Annotated in this window: 21 protein-coding genes and 1 other RNA gene; 9 read left to right on the top strand and 13 right to left on the bottom strand. The window is 34.3% G+C overall.

Annotated features, from left to right (window positions below):
- The first annotated feature begins 118 nt into the window (after positions 1-118).
- The 4 genes from SLH52_RS15055 (at position 119) to SLH52_RS15040 (ending at position 3,413) form a co-directional block, all read left to right on the top strand.
- Entirely contained in the window at positions 119-631 is a 513-nt protein-coding gene (locus SLH52_RS15055; protein WP_320210093.1) for a chemotaxis protein CheX, read from the top strand.
- 497 nt (positions 632-1,128) lie between these two features.
- Positions 1,129-1,275: a cytochrome c oxidase subunit 2A gene (locus SLH52_RS15050; protein WP_320210092.1), complete on the top strand. Its 147-nt coding sequence runs from the start codon at positions 1,129-1,131 to the stop codon at positions 1,273-1,275.
- A gap of 18 nt (positions 1,276-1,293) precedes the next feature.
- The gene (locus SLH52_RS15045) at positions 1,294-1,764 is read left to right on the top strand and encodes a cytochrome c oxidase subunit II (RefSeq protein ID WP_320210091.1); all 471 of its coding nucleotides are present in this window, start codon (positions 1,294-1,296) and stop codon (positions 1,762-1,764) included.
- Positions 1,764-3,413 carry a b(o/a)3-type cytochrome-c oxidase subunit 1 gene (locus tag SLH52_RS15040; RefSeq protein WP_320210090.1) on the top strand — a complete coding sequence of 550 codons (1,650 nt, stop codon included), beginning with the start codon at positions 1,764-1,766 and terminating at the stop codon, positions 3,411-3,413. The genes SLH52_RS15045 and SLH52_RS15040 overlap by 1 nt, the downstream gene beginning before the upstream one ends.
- Before the next feature lie 139 nt (positions 3,414-3,552).
- On the opposite strand, the gene SLH52_RS15035 is transcribed toward SLH52_RS15040, so the two are convergent.
- From SLH52_RS15035 to SLH52_RS14990, 9 genes are all read right to left on the bottom strand, one after another.
- Positions 3,553-5,073, bottom strand: coding sequence for a carboxypeptidase M32 (locus SLH52_RS15035; protein ID WP_320210089.1), 1,521 nt, complete (start codon positions 5,071-5,073; stop codon positions 3,553-3,555).
- Between the two features lie 83 nt (positions 5,074-5,156).
- A complete protein-coding gene (locus tag SLH52_RS15030) occupies positions 5,157-7,091 on the bottom strand; it encodes an ATP-dependent DNA helicase (RefSeq protein WP_320210088.1) in 1,935 nt (644 codons plus the stop codon).
- Between the two features lie 157 nt (positions 7,092-7,248).
- Entirely contained in the window at positions 7,249-8,388 is a 1,140-nt protein-coding gene (locus SLH52_RS15025) for a class I SAM-dependent RNA methyltransferase (protein ID WP_320210087.1), read from the bottom strand.
- 390 nt (positions 8,389-8,778) lie between these two features.
- Positions 8,779-9,168, bottom strand: an RNA gene (rnpB, locus tag SLH52_RS15020) — RNase P RNA component class B.
- 68 nt (positions 9,169-9,236) lie between these two features.
- Positions 9,237-9,530: a cell division regulator GpsB gene (gene gpsB / locus SLH52_RS15015; RefSeq protein WP_320210086.1), complete on the bottom strand. Its 294-nt coding sequence runs from the start codon at positions 9,528-9,530 to the stop codon at positions 9,237-9,239.
- A gap of 222 nt (positions 9,531-9,752) precedes the next feature.
- A complete protein-coding gene (locus SLH52_RS15010) occupies positions 9,753-10,319 on the bottom strand; it encodes a DUF1273 domain-containing protein (RefSeq protein WP_320210145.1) in 567 nt (188 codons plus the stop codon).
- A 225-nt stretch (positions 10,320-10,544) separates the two neighbouring features.
- The gene (locus SLH52_RS15005; protein WP_320210085.1) at positions 10,545-10,754 is read right to left on the bottom strand and encodes a spore coat protein; all 210 of its coding nucleotides are present in this window, start codon (positions 10,752-10,754) and stop codon (positions 10,545-10,547) included.
- A 610-nt stretch (positions 10,755-11,364) separates the two neighbouring features.
- The gene (locus tag SLH52_RS14995; protein ID WP_320210084.1) at positions 11,365-12,597 is read right to left on the bottom strand and encodes a ribonuclease H-like domain-containing protein; all 1,233 of its coding nucleotides are present in this window, start codon (positions 12,595-12,597) and stop codon (positions 11,365-11,367) included.
- Positions 12,598-12,896: 299 nt separating this feature from the next.
- Entirely contained in the window at positions 12,897-15,143 is a 2,247-nt protein-coding gene (locus SLH52_RS14990; RefSeq protein ID WP_320210083.1) for a DEAD/DEAH box helicase, read from the bottom strand.
- Between the two features lie 145 nt (positions 15,144-15,288).
- Here SLH52_RS14990 and SLH52_RS14985 point away from each other — a divergent pair, with 145 nt between their 5' ends.
- Positions 15,289-15,981 carry a Crp/Fnr family transcriptional regulator gene (locus SLH52_RS14985; RefSeq protein ID WP_320210082.1) on the top strand — a complete coding sequence of 231 codons (693 nt, stop codon included), beginning with the start codon at positions 15,289-15,291 and terminating at the stop codon, positions 15,979-15,981.
- Positions 15,982-16,251: 270 nt separating this feature from the next.
- On the opposite strand, the gene hcp is transcribed toward SLH52_RS14985, so the two are convergent.
- On the bottom strand, positions 16,252-17,547 hold the full coding sequence (gene hcp, locus SLH52_RS14980) for a hydroxylamine reductase (RefSeq protein WP_320210081.1): 1,296 nt from the start codon (positions 17,545-17,547) through the stop codon (positions 16,252-16,254).
- Positions 17,548-17,767: 220 nt separating this feature from the next.
- Between hcp and SLH52_RS14975 the strand changes: the two genes are divergently transcribed.
- Complete coding sequence (locus SLH52_RS14975) at positions 17,768-18,238, top strand: Hsp20/alpha crystallin family protein (protein WP_320210080.1); 471 nt, start codon at positions 17,768-17,770, stop codon at positions 18,236-18,238.
- 220 nt (positions 18,239-18,458) lie between these two features.
- On the opposite strand, the gene SLH52_RS14970 is transcribed toward SLH52_RS14975, so the two are convergent.
- Positions 18,459-18,608 (bottom strand): hypothetical protein, encoded by a 150-nt coding sequence (locus tag SLH52_RS14970; protein ID WP_320210079.1) that lies wholly within the window; start codon positions 18,606-18,608, stop codon positions 18,459-18,461.
- A 281-nt stretch (positions 18,609-18,889) separates the two neighbouring features.
- Between SLH52_RS14970 and SLH52_RS14965 the strand changes: the two genes are divergently transcribed.
- From SLH52_RS14965 to SLH52_RS14955, 3 genes are read left to right on the top strand one after another with little or no spacing between them, the layout of a single operon-like run.
- Positions 18,890-19,072 (top strand): hypothetical protein, encoded by a 183-nt coding sequence (locus SLH52_RS14965; protein ID WP_320210078.1) that lies wholly within the window; start codon positions 18,890-18,892, stop codon positions 19,070-19,072.
- Between the two features lie 17 nt (positions 19,073-19,089).
- Positions 19,090-19,341 (top strand): sigma-G-dependent sporulation-specific acid-soluble spore protein CsgA, encoded by a 252-nt coding sequence (locus SLH52_RS14960; protein ID WP_214481241.1) that lies wholly within the window; start codon positions 19,090-19,092, stop codon positions 19,339-19,341.
- A gap of 36 nt (positions 19,342-19,377) precedes the next feature.
- On the top strand, positions 19,378-19,620 hold the full coding sequence (locus tag SLH52_RS14955; RefSeq protein WP_320210077.1) for a hypothetical protein: 243 nt from the start codon (positions 19,378-19,380) through the stop codon (positions 19,618-19,620).
- A gap of 124 nt (positions 19,621-19,744) precedes the next feature.
- Here SLH52_RS14955 and SLH52_RS14950 read toward each other — a convergent pair whose 3' ends face one another.
- Complete coding sequence (locus SLH52_RS14950) at positions 19,745-20,185, bottom strand: YppG family protein (protein WP_320210076.1); 441 nt, start codon at positions 20,183-20,185, stop codon at positions 19,745-19,747.
- A 380-nt stretch (positions 20,186-20,565) separates the two neighbouring features.
- Positions 20,566-21,366 carry an FxLYD domain-containing protein gene (locus tag SLH52_RS14945; RefSeq protein ID WP_320210075.1) on the bottom strand — a complete coding sequence of 267 codons (801 nt, stop codon included), beginning with the start codon at positions 21,364-21,366 and terminating at the stop codon, positions 20,566-20,568.
- Positions 21,367-21,570 lie beyond the last annotated feature (204 nt).

The raw sequence follows: 21,570 nt of genomic DNA, 5'->3' as shown, positions 1-21,570 counted from the left end.
AATCTAAAAATCATTACGTTCAGCACACAATTATTGGAATTATACGAGGAAATCTATTAAATTTATTAAATAACAGTATAGGTCATTACACAAATCAATATTATGAGGTAAAATAGTAATGGGTATATTTTACCCAATTACAATCCCTGAAATAAATGATGGAGGTGAATTCAGTTTGGCCACATTAAGTTCAAAAGTAACAGGTGTTTTAAACAGCACAATTCATGTAGTTAAAACAGTAGTACCAATAGATGTAACAATTGATAAACCAGCGTTATTCACTCAACCGTTACTGCAATCCTCAATGGGCGTATTAATTGGTATAACTGGGGATATAAGAGGAAGGTTAATAATAGAGGGAAACCCAACTGTATTTGGTGGAGTTGGTGAAATCATGTTTGGTATGCCTCTTGAGGGAGAAATGCTTGAATCATTTACAGGCGAGTTTGGTAATATGATTGCAGGTAATTTGTCTACACAACTTTCTCAAAAAGGGATCAATATTGATATTACACCTCCTACAGTGTTAGTTGGTCAAACAAAGATCTACGGCTTCGAAAAAGCCTTTAGAGTTCCTATTCAAGTGGAAACAATGGGAGAAATGCAAATCATTTTAATGATTGAAATGTAATCAAATACACAACAAAGCAAAACAATCGACATTTAGTCGATTGTTTTCTGTTTATAATCGCTTGTTTTTACATTAATTGTTGCTATTCGTTCTATGATATAAGCACCTTTAAATCAGTTATGGCGGTATCTTTTTTATTGTACAATTGTTGAGCTTTCATAAAACCATCCATTTGTCTATTGTTCGTAAAAGTAGCAATAAAGTTTCCGAAAAGAGCCATTTAATTTCACTTTCAGCCCAAAAACTAACTCCTTATGACAAAAGTCTCAAGCAGCCACATCAAATCTATTTAACTATTTCACATTTTTTTCACAAATTGTTTTTATTTTTTGTGATATTTATCACTGATAAATTAGTTTATCACTATTATCATAGTGTTTGTATTACATATGAACAATTTGTGAAACCCCAATAACTGTATGGATTTTACACATTAGTCTAGTAAGATAATAGTGTAATAATAGGAAATTTGTTCAATAACGAAGGGAGTGAGAGAGATGCCGAAAACTGAGCTTCAAAATCAAAAAACTAAAATAGAAAGTGAGCCTTCATTAAAAGGAGCGTTAGCTTCAGTATTTTTGTTGGGTTTCTTTCTAATCATTACTTGGTTGGGAGTTTACTTTTTATTTGTAGACCGCTTATAGAAGGAGGGGAATTAGTCGATGCATATGCACAAGTTTGAAAAAATATGGTTGTTATTTGGAGTTGGAACTCTACTTGTCTTTTTAACTGTTATAGGTATTAGCGCATTTTATTTAGGGAACCAACCTCCTAGTTGTTTAACAACAATTGATCCAGAAAAGGTTGACCAAACAGCACCATTTGATAATCCAGGGTTAGTACAAATCGGGGACAACGAATATCAATTAACTTTTGTTGCTTCTGCATTTAGTTACTCTCCAACAAAAGTACAAGTACCAAAGGGTGCAAAAGTAAAAATCGTTGCTACAACGAAAGATGTTATTCACGGCTTTGAAATTGCAGGCACAAATGCAAATATGATGCTTGAACCTGGGTATATAAGTGAAGTAACAACTACGTTTGATGAAGTTGGAGAGTATTTAGTTTTATGTAATGAATATTGTGGAATAGGTCATACTAGTATGACTGCAACAATCGAGGTGATTGAATAATGAGTATTGTTGAAGCGAAAGTTGATCGACGCGATGGAAAATTGGCAATGGCACATATTTATGTCGCATTTATTGCACTAGCACTCGGAGGATTAGCAGGATTATTACAAACCCTTGTTCGTTCTGGGAAATTTACGCTCCCTTCATGGCTTGGCTATTATCAAATTTTAACTGTACACGGCGTATTACTTGGTCTTGTTTTAACTACATTCTTTATTATCGGCTTTCAATTTGCCAGCCTAAGTAGAACAGCAGGTGCATTATCCAATAAGGTTCGTTTGACTGGTTGGATCGGGTTTTGGATGATGACAATTGGTACGGCAATTGCCGCAGTATTTATCCTATTAAATGAAGCATCAGTACTTTATACATTCTATGCTCCTTTAAAAGCACATCCAGGTTTTTACATAGGCTTAACATTAGTTGTTGTAGGTAGCTGGGTAGCTGGCTTTGCTATGTTTGCACATTACAGAAAGTGGCGTAAACAACATCCAGGTCAAATTAGTCCACTTTTAAGCTTTATGTCTATCGTTAACATGATATTGTGGTTAGTAGCAACATTAGGCTTAGCTGCTACAGTGCTAGTTCAATTTATTCCATGGTCATTAGGTATTGTTGAAACGATTGATGTGTTGGTTAGTCGTACATTATTCTGGTATTTTGGACATCCACTCGTATATTTCTGGCTGTTACCAGCATATATGATTTGGTATGTTGTTATTCCTAAAGTATTAGGTACTAAAATTTTCTCAGATGCTCTAGCTAGAATGTCATTTATTTTATTCTTACTATTCTCTATCCCTGTTGGATTTCACCATCAATTAACAGAGCCAGGAATTGATCCAGCGTGGAAGTTTTTACAAGTCATTTTAACATTCTTAGTAGTCATACCATCCTTAATGACGGCTTTCTCTATGTTTGCAACGTTCGAATTGTATGGTCGGTCAAAAGGTGCAACTGGGTTATTCGGCTGGGTTAAGAAGCTTCCTTGGAAAGATGCACGCTTTTTTGCACCGTTTATAGGAATGTTGTTCTTCATTCCAGCTGGTGCAGGTGGTTTAATTAACGCAAGTAACCAATTAAATCAAGTTGTCCATAACACCATTTGGGTAACAGGGCATTTCCATTTAACATTAGCAACAACTGTTTTACTTACGTTCTTTGGTGCAGCCTATTGGTTAATCCCACACATTACTGGGCGAGTAATGACGAAGGCTATGAACAAACTAGCAATCATTCAAACTATTGTATGGGCTATCGGGATGACATTTATGTCAGGAGCAATGCATGCTGCTGGGCTACTAGGTGCCCCACGTCGTTCCGATTATTCAACATACGGTGGCTCAGAACAAGCACTGGAATGGATACCTTATCAAATCGCGCAAGCAATTGGCGGTTCTATCTTATTCATCGGTATCATCTTAGTACTAATTATTATTACTAATTTAGCATTTTTTGCACCTAAAGGTGAAACAGAATTTCCAGTTGCAGAGGTTACTGAGCATGCTGAAAAAACACCAATGGTTCTTGAAAACTGGAAACTATGGATCGGAATTACTATTTTGTTAATATTATTTGCTTATACAATTCCGTTCATAGACATGATCCAAAATGCTCCAGTCGGTTCAAAAGGCTATAGGTTATGGTAACAATGTAACAACAAGCGCCTTGTGAAGTCATGTTAAATTACTTTCACAAGGCGCTTATTATATGTCTGTTATTTATAGCAAAGCCTCCTTTGTAAAATGACAAAGGAGGCTTTGAAATGTCTTAATGTGCTAAACTACATTAGCTGTTAATTTGATAGACTCTACGATACTTCTCTTCTAAATACTCAATCAAATGATTTGCATTTAATCCTTCACCTGTTACATCTTGTAGGATTTCTAGTGGTTTTTTCAGTTTACCAAATTGATGTACATGCTCTGTGAGCCATTCGCGAACAGGCTCTAATTCCCCTTTTTCCATTAACTCATCAAAATTTGGAATATCTACAAGCATTGCTTTATTTAGTTGGGCTGCATACATATACCCTAACGCGTAAGAAGGAAAATACCCAAACATTCCACCTGCCCAATGTACATCCTGTAGTACTCCTTCTGCATCATTTGAAGGGCGTACACCTAAATATTCTTCATATTTATTATTCCAAACTTCCGGTAAGTCTTTCACTTCAATTTCTCCGTTAAACAATCCTTTTTCAATCTCATATCGTATCATTATATGTAACGGATAAGTTAATTCGTCTGCTTCGATACGGATTAATGAAGGCTTAGATTCATTAATAGCTTTATAGAAGTCATCTAACTCTACAGAATCAAACTGACCATTTGTATGATCTTTTAATAAATCATAATTCTTTTTCCAATAAGAATAATTACGTCCTACAAAATTTTCGTAAAACAGTGATTGTGATTCATGAATACCCATTGATGTTCCTGAACATAAAGGCGTGCCTGTTAAGTCAGGTGATATATTTTGCTCATATATTGCATGACCACACTCGTGAATTGTTCCAAAAACCGCTGTACGGAAATCCTTTTCATCATACTTTGTCGTAATGCGCACATCTCCTGGGTTTAAGCCTGTAGCAAATGGATGCACTGTTTCATCTAATCTACCAGCTTCAAAATCATAGCCCAATTGCTCTAGAATTGCTAAACTAAATTCACGCTGCTTACCTTTAGAAAAATGTTCAAACAGGAAGCTCGTTTCAGGCTGTTCTGCTGCAGCAATTTCTTTTACTAATGGGACAATTCGCTCACGGGCTTCATGAAACACCTTATCTAAAATGTCCACTGTCATACCTGGCTCATAATCGTCAAGTAGAACATCATATTTGTTATCTTTATAACCCCAGTACTCAATAAACCGCTTGTTAAATTCGACTAATTTTTCTAGGTAAGGCTGGAACATAGAAAAGTCTGATGCCGCTTTTGCTTCCTCCCACACAGATTCAGCTTTTGATTGAAGAATGACAAACTCCTTATACTCTTCAGCAGGAATTTTTTTATTCTTATCATAATGTTTTTTACATTCTTTAAGAGTTTTAATAGTTTTTTCAGATAGCTGCTCCTTGACACCTTGTGACGAGAGCTTCGCAATATAGGAAGCCATTTCTTCAGAAGTAGTCATTGCAAAGATTTCAGATGATAAAGTTCCAATTACCTCAGAACGTTGGGCCACACCTTTTTTCGGAGCACCTGTGCGTAGGTCCCAATGCATTAATCCAACAGCTTCATTATAGCCAATTATTTTTTTTACATAATCTAAAAATTGTTGTTCTAATTTTAATATATCTTGATTCATGTTGTTCCTCCTTAAACTGTTTTCATTTACTATAATTCTATACAATTATAATAAATCCTTCTAAATCTTACATTTAAATATTCTTAAGATTTTGTAACATTTGTAGGAAGATTTGTTTCCACTTTTGCAATTAATTCTTTATCAATATCACTTGTACAAAAAATAGTCACAACCCCCTTATCATGATGAGAACGAACTAAACGTCCAACCCCTTGACGTAGTCGAAGCATCATATAAGGAACATCAATTGACCAAAAGGGATTCTCAGATGCTTTACGCTTTGCATTAAATACAGGGTCATTGGGAGGATACGGCAACGACCAAATAATAAGATTAGATAAAGCTGGGCCAGGTATATCTAAACCTTCCCAAAGATGCTGCGCACAAAGTATAGTATGTTCTTCATTTTGGAATATTGAAACTAGTTCACTAATCTCTCTATCTCCCTCAAATAAAAATGAAAATTCCGTTTGCTCACTACAGTGTTCCTTGAATAACTGTAAATCGTGTTTACTATTAAATAATATTAACGCTCTTCCATTTGTTTTCTGTAGCTCTTTCAGTGTATACGTAAACTTCTGTTGAAATAAGTTGTCATTGGCTGTTAGAATTGGCATCTTTATCTTCATTTGTTCATCATAATCAAATGGAGATTCCACTGAAAACGATAAATAATCACGAATACCTAAGCTAGCTGTAACATACTCAAATGATTGGTTATTTGAAAGTGTTGCAGAGCTAAACACAAACGGAATGTTGTTTGAGAAAACTTTTTCCTCAAGTACATTCTCCACCGATTTTGGCATAATAACAACAGTTGTTTCATCATCGTTTGCTTCAACCCATGTTATAGCTTCATCATTTTCGACCATTAGCTGCAAAGAATATTGCACTTGATCAATGTATTCATCAACAATATTTAATTGATACTCTTCTATCGTATATGTTTCACTTTCGAAAACTAGTGCATCTCCAATAGCAATTAACTTTTCGTTTAATTGTTTAGCATAATTAATAATAGAGTCGGATAAAGCAAGGTTCATTCGATGAGACCCTTGTACTTGCACAGCTTGCTCCACTATTGAATCAAAAAATAACTGATTCGTTTCAATCGTCTCTTCTATTAACAACGCAAGCTCTTCTCTTATCTCATTTTCAAGCAGTCGAGTTAATAATCCTTCTAATAATGTTGCTTTTATTTTATAAGTCAACGCCTTTTGTGCCGCAATTTCTAACAGATGCCCTTCGTCAAAAACTACGCTACTATATTCAGGTAGTAACGGCAATTGCCCTTCTCTCTTACGTGATTCTTTCGTCCACACATGCTCCATATAAAAGTCATGTGAACAAATAATTAAATCTGCAGCCTTTCGATAATGATCTCTAGACAAAATTTGTCCACATCGATGTCGCTTTTCACAACTTGAGCAATCTTGAAAAACATCCCATGAAATCATGTTCCATTCCTCATCAGACAACAGAGGATATTGTTTTCGATCCCCATAAGGTGTAAATTGTTGTAAGGCTGCATGATTATTCACAAATTTCGGTAGTGAATCATAAACATCATTAATATTGTCATGTTCTGAAAAAGTCATTGCATCATCTAGTTTGTTTAAACACAAATATTGCTCAGGGGATTTTGCCAGTCTGACATCAATATTTATATTTAATAGTTTTCGAAGTTTTGCAATGTCTCCTTCCTCTTTAACAAGCTGTTCAATTAATGACTCATCAGCACAGCTTATAATTGCGGGTTTATTTGTATACCTTGCGTAACACAATGCATATAATAAATATACGATTGTCTTTCCTGTTCCAACACCAGCCTCAGCTAATATTATCTTCTTTTCCTTAAATGCACGTTCAAGCTGAAATGCCATGAAAATTTGTTCATCTCTTAGCTCTAAACCTGCTTCAGGTAGTATGTCATAAAATACATCGCCAATCCATTCATTTAATTTATCAAAAAAGTTATCATTCGTTAATACTTGAAAAGGTAGTCGTTCACGAATCATTAATTATATTCCTCCGATATTAAATGTTACAACGATAACGATAATTTAATGAATAATATGCACCGGGTAATTATGCACGTTTTAATTACTCACCTATCATCACCATTTATAGATTTTTCATCTTTTCTCGTAGAAGGAGAACAGTGTCATTAGTTATTTATTTTCTTGGAGGTTTAGTTCCCCAATATTGATAATAGTCTGTTCTAATAAAACCGTTAAATAATTTTCTCTTTTTAGTAGCTTTCTTCCCGTATAATTTTTCAAATTCAGGATGGGAAGTAACGATATACTTTGACCAAGTATCAAGGTCACCAAATACCTCGCCCATGTCTTTATACATTTGCTCTACTACTTGTTTTTCACCTATGCGCTCACCATAGGGTGGGTTACCAACGATAACACCATATTGATCCTTAGTCGTAAAATCTTTCACCTGCATTTGCTTAAATGTAATAAGGTCCCCTAGTCCAGCTTCTTCAGCGTTTTCTTTTGATATAGTAATCATTCTATGATCTATATCATGACCAAATATATGCAGTGGTTGGTCGTAATTTGCTCGGTCCTCTACTTCTTGACGTGCATCATTCCAAGTGCTTTTACCAATCCACTCCCATTGCTCAGAAACAAAGTCTCTATTGAAACCAGGAGCGATGTTTTGCCCTATCAATGCAGCCTCTATTGGTATAGTACCAGAGCCACAAACTGGATCTACAAACGGTCTATTAGGCTCCCAGTTTGTAAGCATCACTAACGCGGCTGCTAAAGTTTCTTTCAGAGGAGCATCACCTTGTCCAACACGATATCCACGTTTATGTAGTCCAGAACCACTCGTATCAATTGTTAGCGTTGCGATATCTTTGTGAATAGCAATTTCTACTTTATATAATGGTCCCGTTTCTGCTAACCAACCAGCAGATCGATAATGTTCCTTCAAGTTTTCAACAATAGCTTTTTTCACGATACTTTGACAATCAGACACACTAAAAAGCTTTGACTTAACAGATTTCCCACTTACAGGAAATTCACCATCTTCAGGTATAAAGTTGCTCCACTTTAATGCTTTTGTCCCTTCAAATAAGTCTTCAAAAGAAGTCGCTTTGAACTCACCAATTTTTATCTTAATTCTATCAGCGGTACGTAGCCATAAGTTTGATCTGCATATAGCCTTTTCGTCACCTTGAAAAATGACTTTACCGTTTTCTACTGTACATTCGTAGCCAAGACTACGTACTTCCTTTGCAACGATAGCTTCTAAACCCATTGCAGAGGTTGCAATAAGTGTATAAGTATTGTTCATGTCATCACCCTATTTTCTCAAATTACTCGCTAAGTACACTTAATATCAATTTATTACTTTGCCCTTCCAACAACTAAGGTTATTCGATGGTTTAATCGACCTACTGGATGGGCGGTTTTTAAATAACTCTTATTGATCATATCCAAATTTCTTCATTATCATAACATCTACATATGCTCTATACGCAAACTTTGTTGCTATTTTTAAAAAATTTATCCATCTGGAGAAAGTTAAATGAAATTCTCAATGTTGGTATACATTAATATTTTTTTAATATAAGTAACTGCATACGAAAATACTTTTTTCTTAAGGTCATCGACATAACAAAAGCTCTCCATGTTAAAGGAGAGCTGTTAAGTCTAATCTAATTTACTCAGTTCATTAATAACGTTCTGTAAGCCATGTTTTGTTCCTTGTACTACAAACGGCCAACGCCTCGTACCAAGGTGGTAATCATCTATCTACAGGTAAATCTCCTTACCTGTCCTCCTTCTCGTTCATTTTCTCAAAGAAGGTGCCCCTACCATAATTTGGGTTTCTCGCTCGTGGGGTTTACCTCGTTCCACTCTTGCAATTTCTTGCAAGATTTCGTCACTGTGGCACTTTAAAGGTATTCTAACCATATCTAGAAAGACTTAGGTTATTTCCCTGCCGTTAGTTAGTATTACACTAACTACCCTAGCTTATTTATTCACTAGGCACGAACACTACGAGCATCTCAGCTCGTGCGAGCATGGACTTTCCTCTACACATGAAAATGTGCAGCGATTACCCGAACGTTATTAACGCGTAACATTAATTATAGTAAATAACATTGTAAATAGCAATAGTTTTTATATGGTAATCATTTACTCGTATAATTTACTACCGAAAACATGCTTTTCAAGACTCGATAATCTTTGTAAAATATCAAAATTAGTATTTCCAGATGGTACACTTTGTTTTTTAGATGTATCATCTACTTGACGTTTCAAGCGTAAATTTTCTTGTTGTAGTTCTTCAATAATTTGATGGAATGATTCATAATCTTTAATGATGAAGTCTAAAAACTTATCTACTTCTTCTTGTTTATAACCTCTCATCGCAGTTTTAAATTCTTTTTCCAATATTTCTTTAGCATTTAGTTTAATTCGTTCTAACATTGTATTCACCTCTACATAATTCCCCATTCTTCCACTTCTATTTTTTCAAATGAAAGAGCAATTGTCAATTTGTCTTTTGGGTATGTCATTTCGTATTAGTTATTTTTTTGTACTAAGAAAATAACATCGACTTCAATTAGCATTCGTGGTTGTTGTTAAATAGCTTTTATAGCAAATCAAATTTAGAAACAGTAACAACAAAATTGTAGTTCAAAGGCTTCTCTACAATTCTTCATTCCATTGTTCATTCATTGATTCTTCTTCAGCAACTAAATGAAGATCATCAAAATTTATCATAATTATATCATAGTTGTCCGTATCTCTTCTATTTTTTGCAACATTTAGCAAATATGTAGGGCTTCCTTGCTTATCTTCATCAAATACAGCGAGTAGTGCATCACTTTTGTTTACCAAAAAAAGGTTTTTTTGCCGGAATTGACTAGGACTTTCATATGTTCTGTTTGAAATACTTTCGACAAAGTCAGCTTGAGATAAAATATATTCGTAATATTCTTTATTTGCTTCATTCCAATTCACTTCTTGTTCAAGAAATGGTGTAAGAATTGCAAGCTTAAGGTGTGGATAATCTTCTTGTAAAGTATACACTGTTTCCGCAGCCCACAGTTCAACACCGAGTTGACCACTGATTAACACCCATTCAAGTCCATTATCAAGAAGTGAAACTAAACGACTTTTAAGTGCTTTCTTTATAAAATCTACCGCGGGATGATCATTAGAGAAAATACCAATTTCAAAGGGCTTATAACCTGAAACGACTAAGACTTTTATCAAAATTCATACTCCTTTAGGAAAAACATCATTTCTATGATCACTTGAGACTAGGGATGACGGCCTACTAAAATAGCACTATATTGCTATAACTAAAAATGACACCAGGAGTTACATAGTATTTATTTCTACGTAGGATTAACAGCAACTAATGAGCAAACGTCAACGCCCTTTAAAAATAGGAACGGTATAGCACCGTCCCTATAATTTACTCTATTCAAATTCTTATCTTCCACAATTGAATTGTTGATTAGATACTTCATTAACTACAGACTCTGTTTGTGGATAATAATGTTGATGCTGATACAATACATGATTTACATGCTGTATGTGACTAGGGTGAATGTGCGGGACAATAAATGTGCAATAGTGATGTTGGACACAGCATTTTGTTGGATGAACAATCGGTGGCTGTACAATGGGTCTAGGTTGCATCTCCTTATCTCCTTTCATATGCATATGTTACAATAACAGCCTATGAAAAAATGGGTAAACATGTACTAATGAATACACCTAATTTATCCACTATATTTTAAAAAGATTTAACTTACTAAAACGTCCACATAACACATGATCCATATGTTTCTAGTATATGTATGTCCAAATTTAGCTAAAATTAGCAATAAGTCACAGTAGACTTGTTTTAAAATTGCTCATAATAATGACTGTCAAGCATATTACAACGAAAAATAAATAAACGATTTTCTTATACATGATCAATATTCTCTCCATTATGTTTTTTAAAGCTCTATGTTGTCTTTAGGCTAGGCTCTTTTCAAACTTTGTTGCTATATTTACTAACTGAAACAGCTTCATCAGTTTCAGTTTTATTTGATAATCATAATAAGTGAAAAGAGCGTTAGTTATTAATGAATATTTTATCATGTTTTAACATGAACACAACAGTCTTAAGTAAGGTGATTAATTCCCTAGATGTATAGCTACGACACATGTTTACTATACAATAAATTTGTTGTCGATTTATTTTATTTATAATGCCGAATCAACTCTCTTTTTGCGCTTTCCGTGGAAATAAATGTGTTCGTTATTTCCCCTTCTTTTCCAGCCTGCTAATACGTTTTAGTAATTCAGCTTTCTTGTATTTTTTATACTCTTGCTCACAAGTGATTTTATATGCAAACCTCGCATATTTTAATGCTATATCAAATTCCTTAAATTGATGCTCATGTACTTTTGCTAATTCAACAGCAGCTTGTATTTGTAATGACATATCATTTGATTCGACTAACTGTTTCCACAAGTCGGTTGCTTTTTTTACATTCTTTTCTCTTTTATATATCATGGCTAAATTGAACTTAGCTTTATCAGAATGCTCATCTTCACTAGTAGCAATAGCTTTATATTTATGACTAGCGCTTTTCTTTTCCCCCAAAGTATCTAACCAACGGGCAATTTCAAACTGTTCGTTAGGGTTACTCAATTTGTAATTAGCTAATATTTTTTTTGAGAGGTGTATATATAATGAAATTAAAGAAAGGATATCCGTTTCATTATGGTGTAACACAGAGAAAATCCCTGTTGGGTTTTTATTTTGTAAAAAGTCAAAGTACAGCAAAGGTGCTAAATATCCGGGAGTATCTTTCCCTCGGTTAATCGCAAGTTTTTCTTTTTCAACTGTAGTTAACTTTACGTTCTCCAAATCATTCTTCCACAACCTTCGTGATCCATGAAACAAGTCAAAATGGCCGAACTCTGGCAATTTAGGAACAGACTCCTTAATTAATGTATGTCGTGTCTTCACCTGTGGCCAATCAAACGCTTTACCGTTATATGTTACTAATGTAGTATAATCTACATTTGTAAGAAAGCTTTGATAAAGAGCAACTTCATTTCCAGGAGCAGGCAAAAAATGTTGTCTTATTTTTACCTCGTCCTGAAACACTCTAGCATATCCTAACAAAAATATCGTATTTCCAACTCCACCACCTAATCCAGTCGTTTCTGTATCAAAAAAGAACAAATCATGTGGTTGCTTATTTTTTGCTGAAAGAGGGTGTTGAATGTGATGGCTTTGCCACATCTCAATTACCTCATGGAGCTCAGCAAATGAGTGTTGACCATGTTTATATCCAATGGGATATGTAACTTCTCTGATAAGACAGTGTTGATCATCAAAAAAATATGGATTTGCCGAAAAAGAAGTCCATTGTTCAAGAAACGGTATAGTATGATCTTCATTCTTTAAACTTTGGCTATTCATCTCACTTTCGTTAACTAGGTGTTTCTTATATAAATTAAGTTTGTTTTTAATAGACATAAATAATAGTACTTATAACAACGTAAACAAATGAATGACCATTTGATTTATGTTATTACCGTATGTTCACCTGCCTCATTTCTATTATGAACATAGCCATGTATGTTCTAGAAGTCACACGAAAATAAATAACTTAAGCTGTTTTCGCTTTGATTGTGGCTCTTCGTTCTATACGATGGCACGTTTTCACCTCGTGTTCGTGGCACCTATTCTACTTTTACAATTATTAAACGCTCATAAAGCTCATCTTACTGTCCAATTTTAGTAAAATAGCGTAAATTTCACGAAAGAGTCATAGGTTAAAATTTTTCTAGCATGTTAAGCACCGCTCTCTTACGGTCTTTACCCCCTATTTCTATGCCAATACAGGACGGGCATCCTTCTTCACAAGGACAATGTATTATTAGGTTTCTCGATGCTTTAATGATTAAGTCCTGACTTTTATAAACCTCTTCTGCTAATCCTATCCCCCCTGGGTAATGATCACAAATAAATAATGTTGGTTTTCCTGTATGTGTAGCTTTAATTTGTGATACTACATGGATATCATTACGATCACACATGACGTGGATAGGTATAATATGGCTAAATACATTTCTAATCCCCAGTAGAATTTGCTCTAACGCTTTTTCATCTTTCTTATTGTCAACGTTTTGAACTTCAAGCCATGTAGCACTCGTATGTAATTCTTCTTCGGGTAAATGAATTGGACCAGAGCCTACATTTTCAAATGAAGACAATTTAATTTTCTTAAATATCGTAGGGCGAGCATTGATTGTTACATCTCCATAATTCATTGTAGTTGTTTTTCTATTCGTTGTTTTATCTATTTCCAATACTTTTAATTGTATAGCTAAATTAGCGTCAGTGTAATATTCTACATCCACTTTCTTTACGTACGCTTTCTTATGTTCCCAGTCTAGTTTTTCTACCTGATGTTGGATCCCTTCATGTATATAAATGGCTTCATCATGTAAAAGTGTCATAGCACTAAAGCGATCCATTTCGCCAATAATTTTAACGTCAGCAATATTTGATTGATCGATAATAACGACATTCTCTTGTGATGCCGACCTCAGGCTAATATTGCTCGCTGGAAAGGATTGATTCGCCCAATAAAATTTCTCACCATTACGATACAACACGCTTTCATCGACTAAATATTCCATTATTTCCATTACATCTTGTTTGCCAAATCGTTCATTTTCCCTAAAGGGTAATTCATAAGCTGCACATTTCAGATGGTCAACTAGTATAATTAAATTTTCTGGATTGATTCTTGCAGATTCTGGTGATCTTTCAAAAAAGTAGTTTGGATTGTTCACAATGTATTGATCAATTGGAGTAGAGTTAGCTACCATAATAATAACTGCTTCACTGTGACGACGACCTGCACGTCCAGCTTGCTGCCAAGTACTTGCAATACTTCCCGGATATCCTGTCATGACACACACTTGTAACTGCCCAATATCGACACCTAATTCCAAAGCATTCGTACTCACGACACCCATTATGTTCCCATTACGTAGACCTTGCTCAATTTCTCTTCGTTGCTTCGGTAAATAACCGCCTCTATATCCTCTAATAGATTTTGAACCGAGTTCTTTTTGTACTAGTTCTTGAATATGACTTAATAAAATTTCAACACGTACTCTACTTCTTGCAAATACAATTGTTTGAATATGATTTTTTAAAAATCTTTGTGCAAGATCATTTACTTCTACAGTTGCACTTTTTCTTATGTTTAAAGGTTTATTTACAACAGGAGGATTATAAAAAACAAAATGCTTCCTGCCACTTGGTGCCCCATTATCATCAATTAAGGTCATTGTGCTTTCTGTTAACCTTTCAGCTAATTCCTTAGGGTTTGCAATAGTCGCTGAAGTACAAATAAAGATCGGATCACTACCATAAAAATTACAAATTCTTTTAAGCCTGCGTATGACATTCGCGACATGACTTCCAAACACACCGCGATATGTGTGTAATTCATCGATAACGATATATTTTAAGTTTTCAAAGAGGCTAACCCATTTTGTATGATGAGGAAGTATAGCTGAATGTAACATGTCAGGGTTGGTGATAACAATATGTCCAGCTTTCTTTACTTTTTGTCTTATCGTTGGAGAGGTGTCACCATCATAAGTAAAGCTTTTTATATCAATTCCCATTTCTGAAATAATCTCATTTAATTCACTCTTCTGATCTTGCGCTAACGCTTTAGTAGGGAAAATATATAATGCGCGGTTCAGTTCATCTTGTGCAATAGCTTGAAGAACTGGAAGATTATAACACAATGTCTTTCCAGATGCAGTTGGGGTCACCGTTACAATATTCTGACCATCTTGCACTGCTTCATATGCAGTACATTGATGTGTATATAATGCGTTTACCCCCCTATTATGTAAAGCTGTTTTAATTCTGGAGTCAACACTGTCAGGTATACTCATTGTTTTTGCTTCCTTCGGCTCTACATCATGCCAATGTATAATATTTTCATTTACCTTTAGTTCGTCAATAATGTCGGACAGCGACTTCTTATTCACTACCTGTTCACCGCCTATTTAAATTAGTATCACATCTATTTTATTGTAACGAATAAACGTTCGCAAAGAAAGTTTTTATTTATCGTCGACAAATGATAAAATCTGTTAAAATATATATATTGAAAATACTGTGGAGTGGTAAGAAATGAATAAACAAACTATTGAAGACGTTTTAAGAAATGTACCTTTATTTAAAGAACTTATAAATACTGAATTAAAAGAAATTGTAAATATTGCAATCACCCGAACGTACCAAAAAGGGACTCATATTTTCATGCATGAAGATCCTTTAGATTATGTGTATTTTATACATACTGGTAAAGTAAAGATATATAAAAATGATATTCAAGGAAAAGAACAGATTGTATCAGTTTTAAGTGAAGGAGATATGTTTCCACACGTAGGTTTTTTTAGAAAAGGGAATTATCCAGCTTCGTCATTCGCTGTCGAAAGTACTGCTGTTGTAGCAATTTCTATTTCTCATTTTGAACAGTTACTTTTACAACATCCAGAAGTTTGTATTAAACTTTTTAGAGTGATGGGTGAAAAAATTATAGATTTGCAAAAAAGACTCGAAGAACAAATTTTAAATAATACATATGAGCAAATCGTAAAGCTGTTACTAAGACTTTCAGAAACTCACGGAACGGAAATTGATAGCCACACAAGAGTGCTATCTACCCAATTCACCAATAAGGAATTAGCTAATATGATTGGTACAACACGGGAAACGATTAGTAGAACGATTACAAAGCTTAAGAAAAAAGGAAGTATTACAGTGAATTGTGATGGCAATCTTGTTATTGATGTAAACAAGTTCGAATCAGAAATCTTGTGAGTTAAAAACAAAAGCTCATTTCAAACTTTGTAGAAATGGACAATTAGTTAAAGTTTTTAACGAAGTCCAACACTTTGAAGGAAATAAAATATTGGAAACGCAAGTAATATTTGAATTTAGCTCATTTTTCTAAAAAACAACGATTAATGTGAGAACAGCCAAAAAGTGAGTTGCTAGAGCAGCAACTCACTTTTCATGTTCGCAAACTGTTATTACATAGAGTGGCAGTATAAAATTTGGCATTCCAAAAAACAAAATTATTTAAGTTTATTAAACGGTTAAGGATAACATTTGTTCCATATCGTCCTGCGCATTATCAATTAATTGGAGGTTGAATGTTTCTTGTAAAACGTTCAGCACTCCCTCAGAAATAAACTCTGGTGGCTTAGGTCCAATGCGGATATCTTTAATGCCTAAACTAAATAAACCAAGTAAAATTGCTACCGCTTTTTGTTCAAACCAAGAAAGAACAATACTGATCGGTAAATCATTTACTTCACATTCAAAAGCATCAGCTAAAGCAAGTGCTATTTTTACCGTTGAGCCTGAATTATTACATTGACCTAAATCAATATAGCGAGGAATTTCTGTCCCTGGTACTGTGCCATAGTCTACATCATTAAAACGAAACTTCCCACAAGATGTAGTTAAAATCACTGTTTCAGGTGGCAAAGATGTAGCCAGCTCTCGGTAGTACTCCCCACCTTTTCCTGGAGCATCACAACCAGCTATAACGAAAAATCTTTTAATTTTGCCATCCTTAACAGCTTGGATAACTTCAGGTGCCAAGCCTAAAACTGTTTCATGATGGAAGCCAGTTACTAATGTTTGTTCTGATTCAATGTTTGCATCGGGTAATTGGAGCGCTCTATCAATTAAAGGAGTAAAATCATCATTCTCTATTTTTTGAACATTTTCCAAGCCCGCCACTTCATATGAATACATTCGATCTGCATACGTGCCCTTAATCGGCATCACACAGTTTGTGGTTGCTAATATAGCACCTGGAAACTTTTCAAATAATCTACGTTGATCATACCATGCTTTTCCTATATTTCCTTTTAAATGATGATATTTTTTTAGTTCCGGATAACCATGTGCAGGGAGCATTTCTGAGTGAGTATATATGTTTATCCCTTTCCCTTTTGTTTGCTCAAGCAACTCTTGCAAAGCGAATAAATTATGACCAGTTACTACGATACACTTGCCTTCAATTTTATTTTGAGAAACTGTTATTGGTTGGGGTATACCTAAACGTTCAGTATGAGCTTTATCAAGTACGTCCATGATACGAACTGCTGCTTGCCCTACCTTCATTGCCATATCGATATGTTCTTCAACATTAAAATTTGAATTCGTTAATGTCATATAAAGTGCTTCATGAGTCGTTGCATCAACAAATGAATCTGTATATCCAAGTTGATTAGCATGTGTTCGGTATGCAGCGATGCCCTTTAAACCAAATACGATTGTATCTTGTAAGCTTGCGATCGTTTCATCCTTTCCACATACACCAACCACTTTACACCCTCCTGATGGAGTTTGTTCACATTGATAACAAAACATGTCTATCTCCCCTTTAAAACGGAATTTTCATGTTTTAGCATACATCTTTCGTATACGATCAATTGTGATTTCAATCACATTTTTGGATAATTTACAAATTGTTCACATTTATACCATTTTTTCATTACATGACTGTAGATACTCTGTGTATTTTTTGTGCCCTTTCCGAACGAATTGCATAAGTTATAGCGAATAAACTTTTTTAACTGAGGTGAAAGTTGTGAGTTCAGACAATAATAATAAATTATCTAGAAATCTTGAGAACGAATTCAATGGCTTAATTAAATCGATGAATGAATTCATTGGCGAAAATCCTTTTAAACGAATATTTGAGTCACTTGATGACCTCCTTAGCCAACCACTCTTCATTCAACAAATACCTATACGAACATTTGAAACAGATACAGAGTATGTTATTAATGCAGAATTACCTGGTGTTAAACGTGAGCAAATAAATCTTGAATTCTTCGAACATTATGTAACAATCTCACTTAATAACAGCGAAATAATCGAAGAGTCAAATGATAAACAACAAACATACCAAAAAATGCATACATTCCAACAGGCTTCAAGAACCGTTCACGTTCCCTACAAGATCCCAGAACAAAACGTAACTGCAACATTTAGGGATGGCCTACTAGATATACGTATTCCACGCCAACAACGCAAGCGGATATCCATTCAGGAATAGAACGTTCATTAATAGCTCTTTCGTAAACCCTACTGCCTATTCTTACTATAAATGAACAGAATGAATGAGTGAAAAGAGAATTCAATAATTTTAAGACTAAATAAGGTGTCAGGAACACTAGGTGTATACGTATTTACATCATAGAATGAGGAGTAAAAAATAATACTATATAAAAAAGCAGCGAAGAATAATATTCATTCGCTGCTTTTTATGTATTCCATTAGGAATTTTTGTGAGATTCATTTCCGTATTTCGGATTATTCTCTGGAGTTGAATCATGTTGAATGGACTGCTCATTAGCAAATTCAGTCTCATTCCTATTGTTCGGATATTTATTTTGTCTCTTGCGGTTATTGTTTCGATTAGTCATTCATATTCCTCCTAGTTATCGTTCTTATTATTCATTTCCTTTTTAGGACGTTTTTGTGTAAATTGGTTTCCAAATTCCATGTTAGTTTTTTGTGGTTTATTTTGCTTCTTTGTCACCTATGCTCCTCCTTTTACAATTCATTTGGAGCAACGAATTGACATGACCTCTGCTCCAATACATAGTCTGTGACGCATGAAAAAAGATTATACACTTCATATTTCATACTATAAATTACATATTTTTAAAATTTAAAAGCAAGTTATATGTAGGAGGTGGATGTAGTGAATAAAAAGAATGAAAATCCAGAACATATAGAAACTGATACTCATCTAGACCCATCAAAAGAGCCAAGATTAGTAATTAAAACAAATCTTGATCCTGAAACGAGTGTTGAGGAAAATCCTTATTATAGTGAAAATGTGAAAGATGTTGAGGAGTTTACGAAGTATTTTGATCAAACATAAAAGGTGTGTCAAACATTATGGATAAGACATTAAGATATTTACAAGAAACATTATCCAACTATTTAGATAAACACAATATATCGGAACAAATATATGAAAAACTTCTTGCAAAAACGTATCGCAGTGAAGGGGATTTTGTTAAGGAATTAAATGAAGAAGAAATATCATTTTTAGATGAGGTTTTACCTGATGAAATAATATATGCTCTAGATGAACAAGATTTCAAACGTGTAGAGCAATTAAATGAGGTTTATGAGTTGCTGTATTAGTAATAATGAGTAATCAATAATACAGGTCATGGGGTGATGAAGCTGACACGCAACAATGATAATTTTATTAACATTAAATTTCAAGATGGTGCTATCGATAAGAATGGGATAAACGGTTGTCAAGTAGAAGACGTTCTTCCTATATTAATTAATAAGCTTAAAGCATTTCAAAATGGCGATTTTCACAGCATGGAAAATTCACTAGCCATTTCAAACCTAGAAGCAGCTAACTATGCTTTACATTGTAGACGTGAAAGAGTTGAACTAGAAAAACATTAGAGCTAAGAGGATGACTTTAGGAACAGATAACTAATCTTTTTTTAGCATAGTATCTGCCCCAAAATATAAAGTTCATCCTCCCTCATTGCATGTAGTCATTTCCACAAGGCTTAAGGAGCAATTATTATAGATTAATTAATGATGAAAAACCTTTAAAAGCCGAATTTAGCTGATTTACTGCTCCCATAATTTGTCCACCAGTATTCATCATCTTACTATAATCATAAGAACCGTCATCTTTTTTAAAATGATTCATGATTGATCCAAAACCTGGCTGAGGTTGCTGCATATTAGGTTGTTGTAATGGGTATGGTGTTGGAAACGGCTGAAAAGGTGTGTTTTGTGAAAATTGATTTGGTCTTGGTCTTGGTCTTGGCCTAAACGGTGTTACAGGTGCGGCAGGAATTCCTGGTGAAATTGAAAATGGTGCAAATGGTGTCGTTGGTGGAATTGGACTAGTAGGTTGAAAAGGTACAAAAGGCCCTTGCGAAAATGGTGGTCGTGGAAAAGGTGGTCGCCAAACTGGCGGGAATGGGTACCTATTATTTCTTTGATGCATCATCATTGCTATTCCCTCCATAGGAATTAATATTGGCCTTAATAATGTATGTCGAAGCAAGATGTGTTGTGATGAAATTCGTGTGGAGAAAAGAGCCTCATTTCTGTTTGAAGGCTACGAACCTAAAAACACAGCTACTTCACCAAATTGAAAGACCCCACCTGTAAGGGTGGGGATCAATTATAAGATTAGTTTATTAGAATGAGTCTGGTTTCGATTAAATGGTGTTTATCGTAGGAAAGAATCAAAATGTGTAATACTAGCAACATCAATCTATTTTAAAAATGACAGTTACAATGCCCTTTCAGTTATCTAATTTAATTACGAAAACAACAATTTCTTTAATAAGACCATAAAAAGAATATTAACTGCAAAATAGCAATATTTTAATCATTCCAACCATACGCCATCACTTCAATAGTAGCTACTTGATCAGCAAATTCAATTGGAATATCTGGATATAATAATTCAAATCCTGCTTCATTTCCTGGATTTAAACCAACATCAATATAATCATTTAAAATACCTAGTAATTTTCCATCCTCTGCATATAAAGCACCTGCGACACTAATACTTTCTTGTTTTTCGTCCTTCGTATTCTTCACTATGCCTGTTACTTTATATGGGTTCCATTCATCGCCTTTTAGCCCTTTAATTGCTGATACTTCCATTAAATTAGGATCTTCAGTTGTTTCGTTAAACTCAAAATTATATGTAGTTTCTTTGTATAGACTCGCATCAGTAATACCATCAATAATTGCACTTTCTGAAACAAATGCTTTTTCACCAGGTAAAACTACATTTGGTACTGCATATATCCACGTTGCCGTACCTAAAATCCCTCCCTCCTGGTCTTTAAAGTTCATTTGTGTTTCACCAATCTTAATAGGTACTTCACCCGTGTTTTCATAAATTGCTGCAGAATGCAACCAAATAGTACCTATAGAATCAACCCAAGCTATACCGTTATCTTGTACAATTTCAAGATTTACATTTTCTACTTCAGCTTCTTCTTCCTCAACTTCAACTACACTAACTCCTGAAGTTTCTTCAACTTCTTCTGTATTGCTATCTTCTGTTGGTGTAGTCGAACCTCCGCTCGCACCTGATAGTTTTTCTTCATTAGAACATCCCATAAATAGTAATAATACAGTCATGAATACAAGTAAAGCACTTAACTTCTTCATCAAATTCCCCCTATAATCACTGTTTGTCAAAAGGTTATTATCGCAATGATTTGTTGTTAGTAAACATGTATACACATGAGTTTCTTACAGCTTTTATTTCAGATTACTATGCCAACCATATAAGTTAAAAAATAGCAACAAAGTTTACGATAGCAGCCTTTCAAAAAGATATTAACAAACGATGCTTACAATTTTCTTACAAAG

The organism is Cytobacillus sp. IB215665, assembly GCF_033963835.1.
Classification (GTDB): domain Bacteria; phylum Bacillota; class Bacilli; order Bacillales; family SM2101; genus Nanhaiella.
This window is presented reverse-complemented; position numbering and strand designations above follow the sequence as displayed.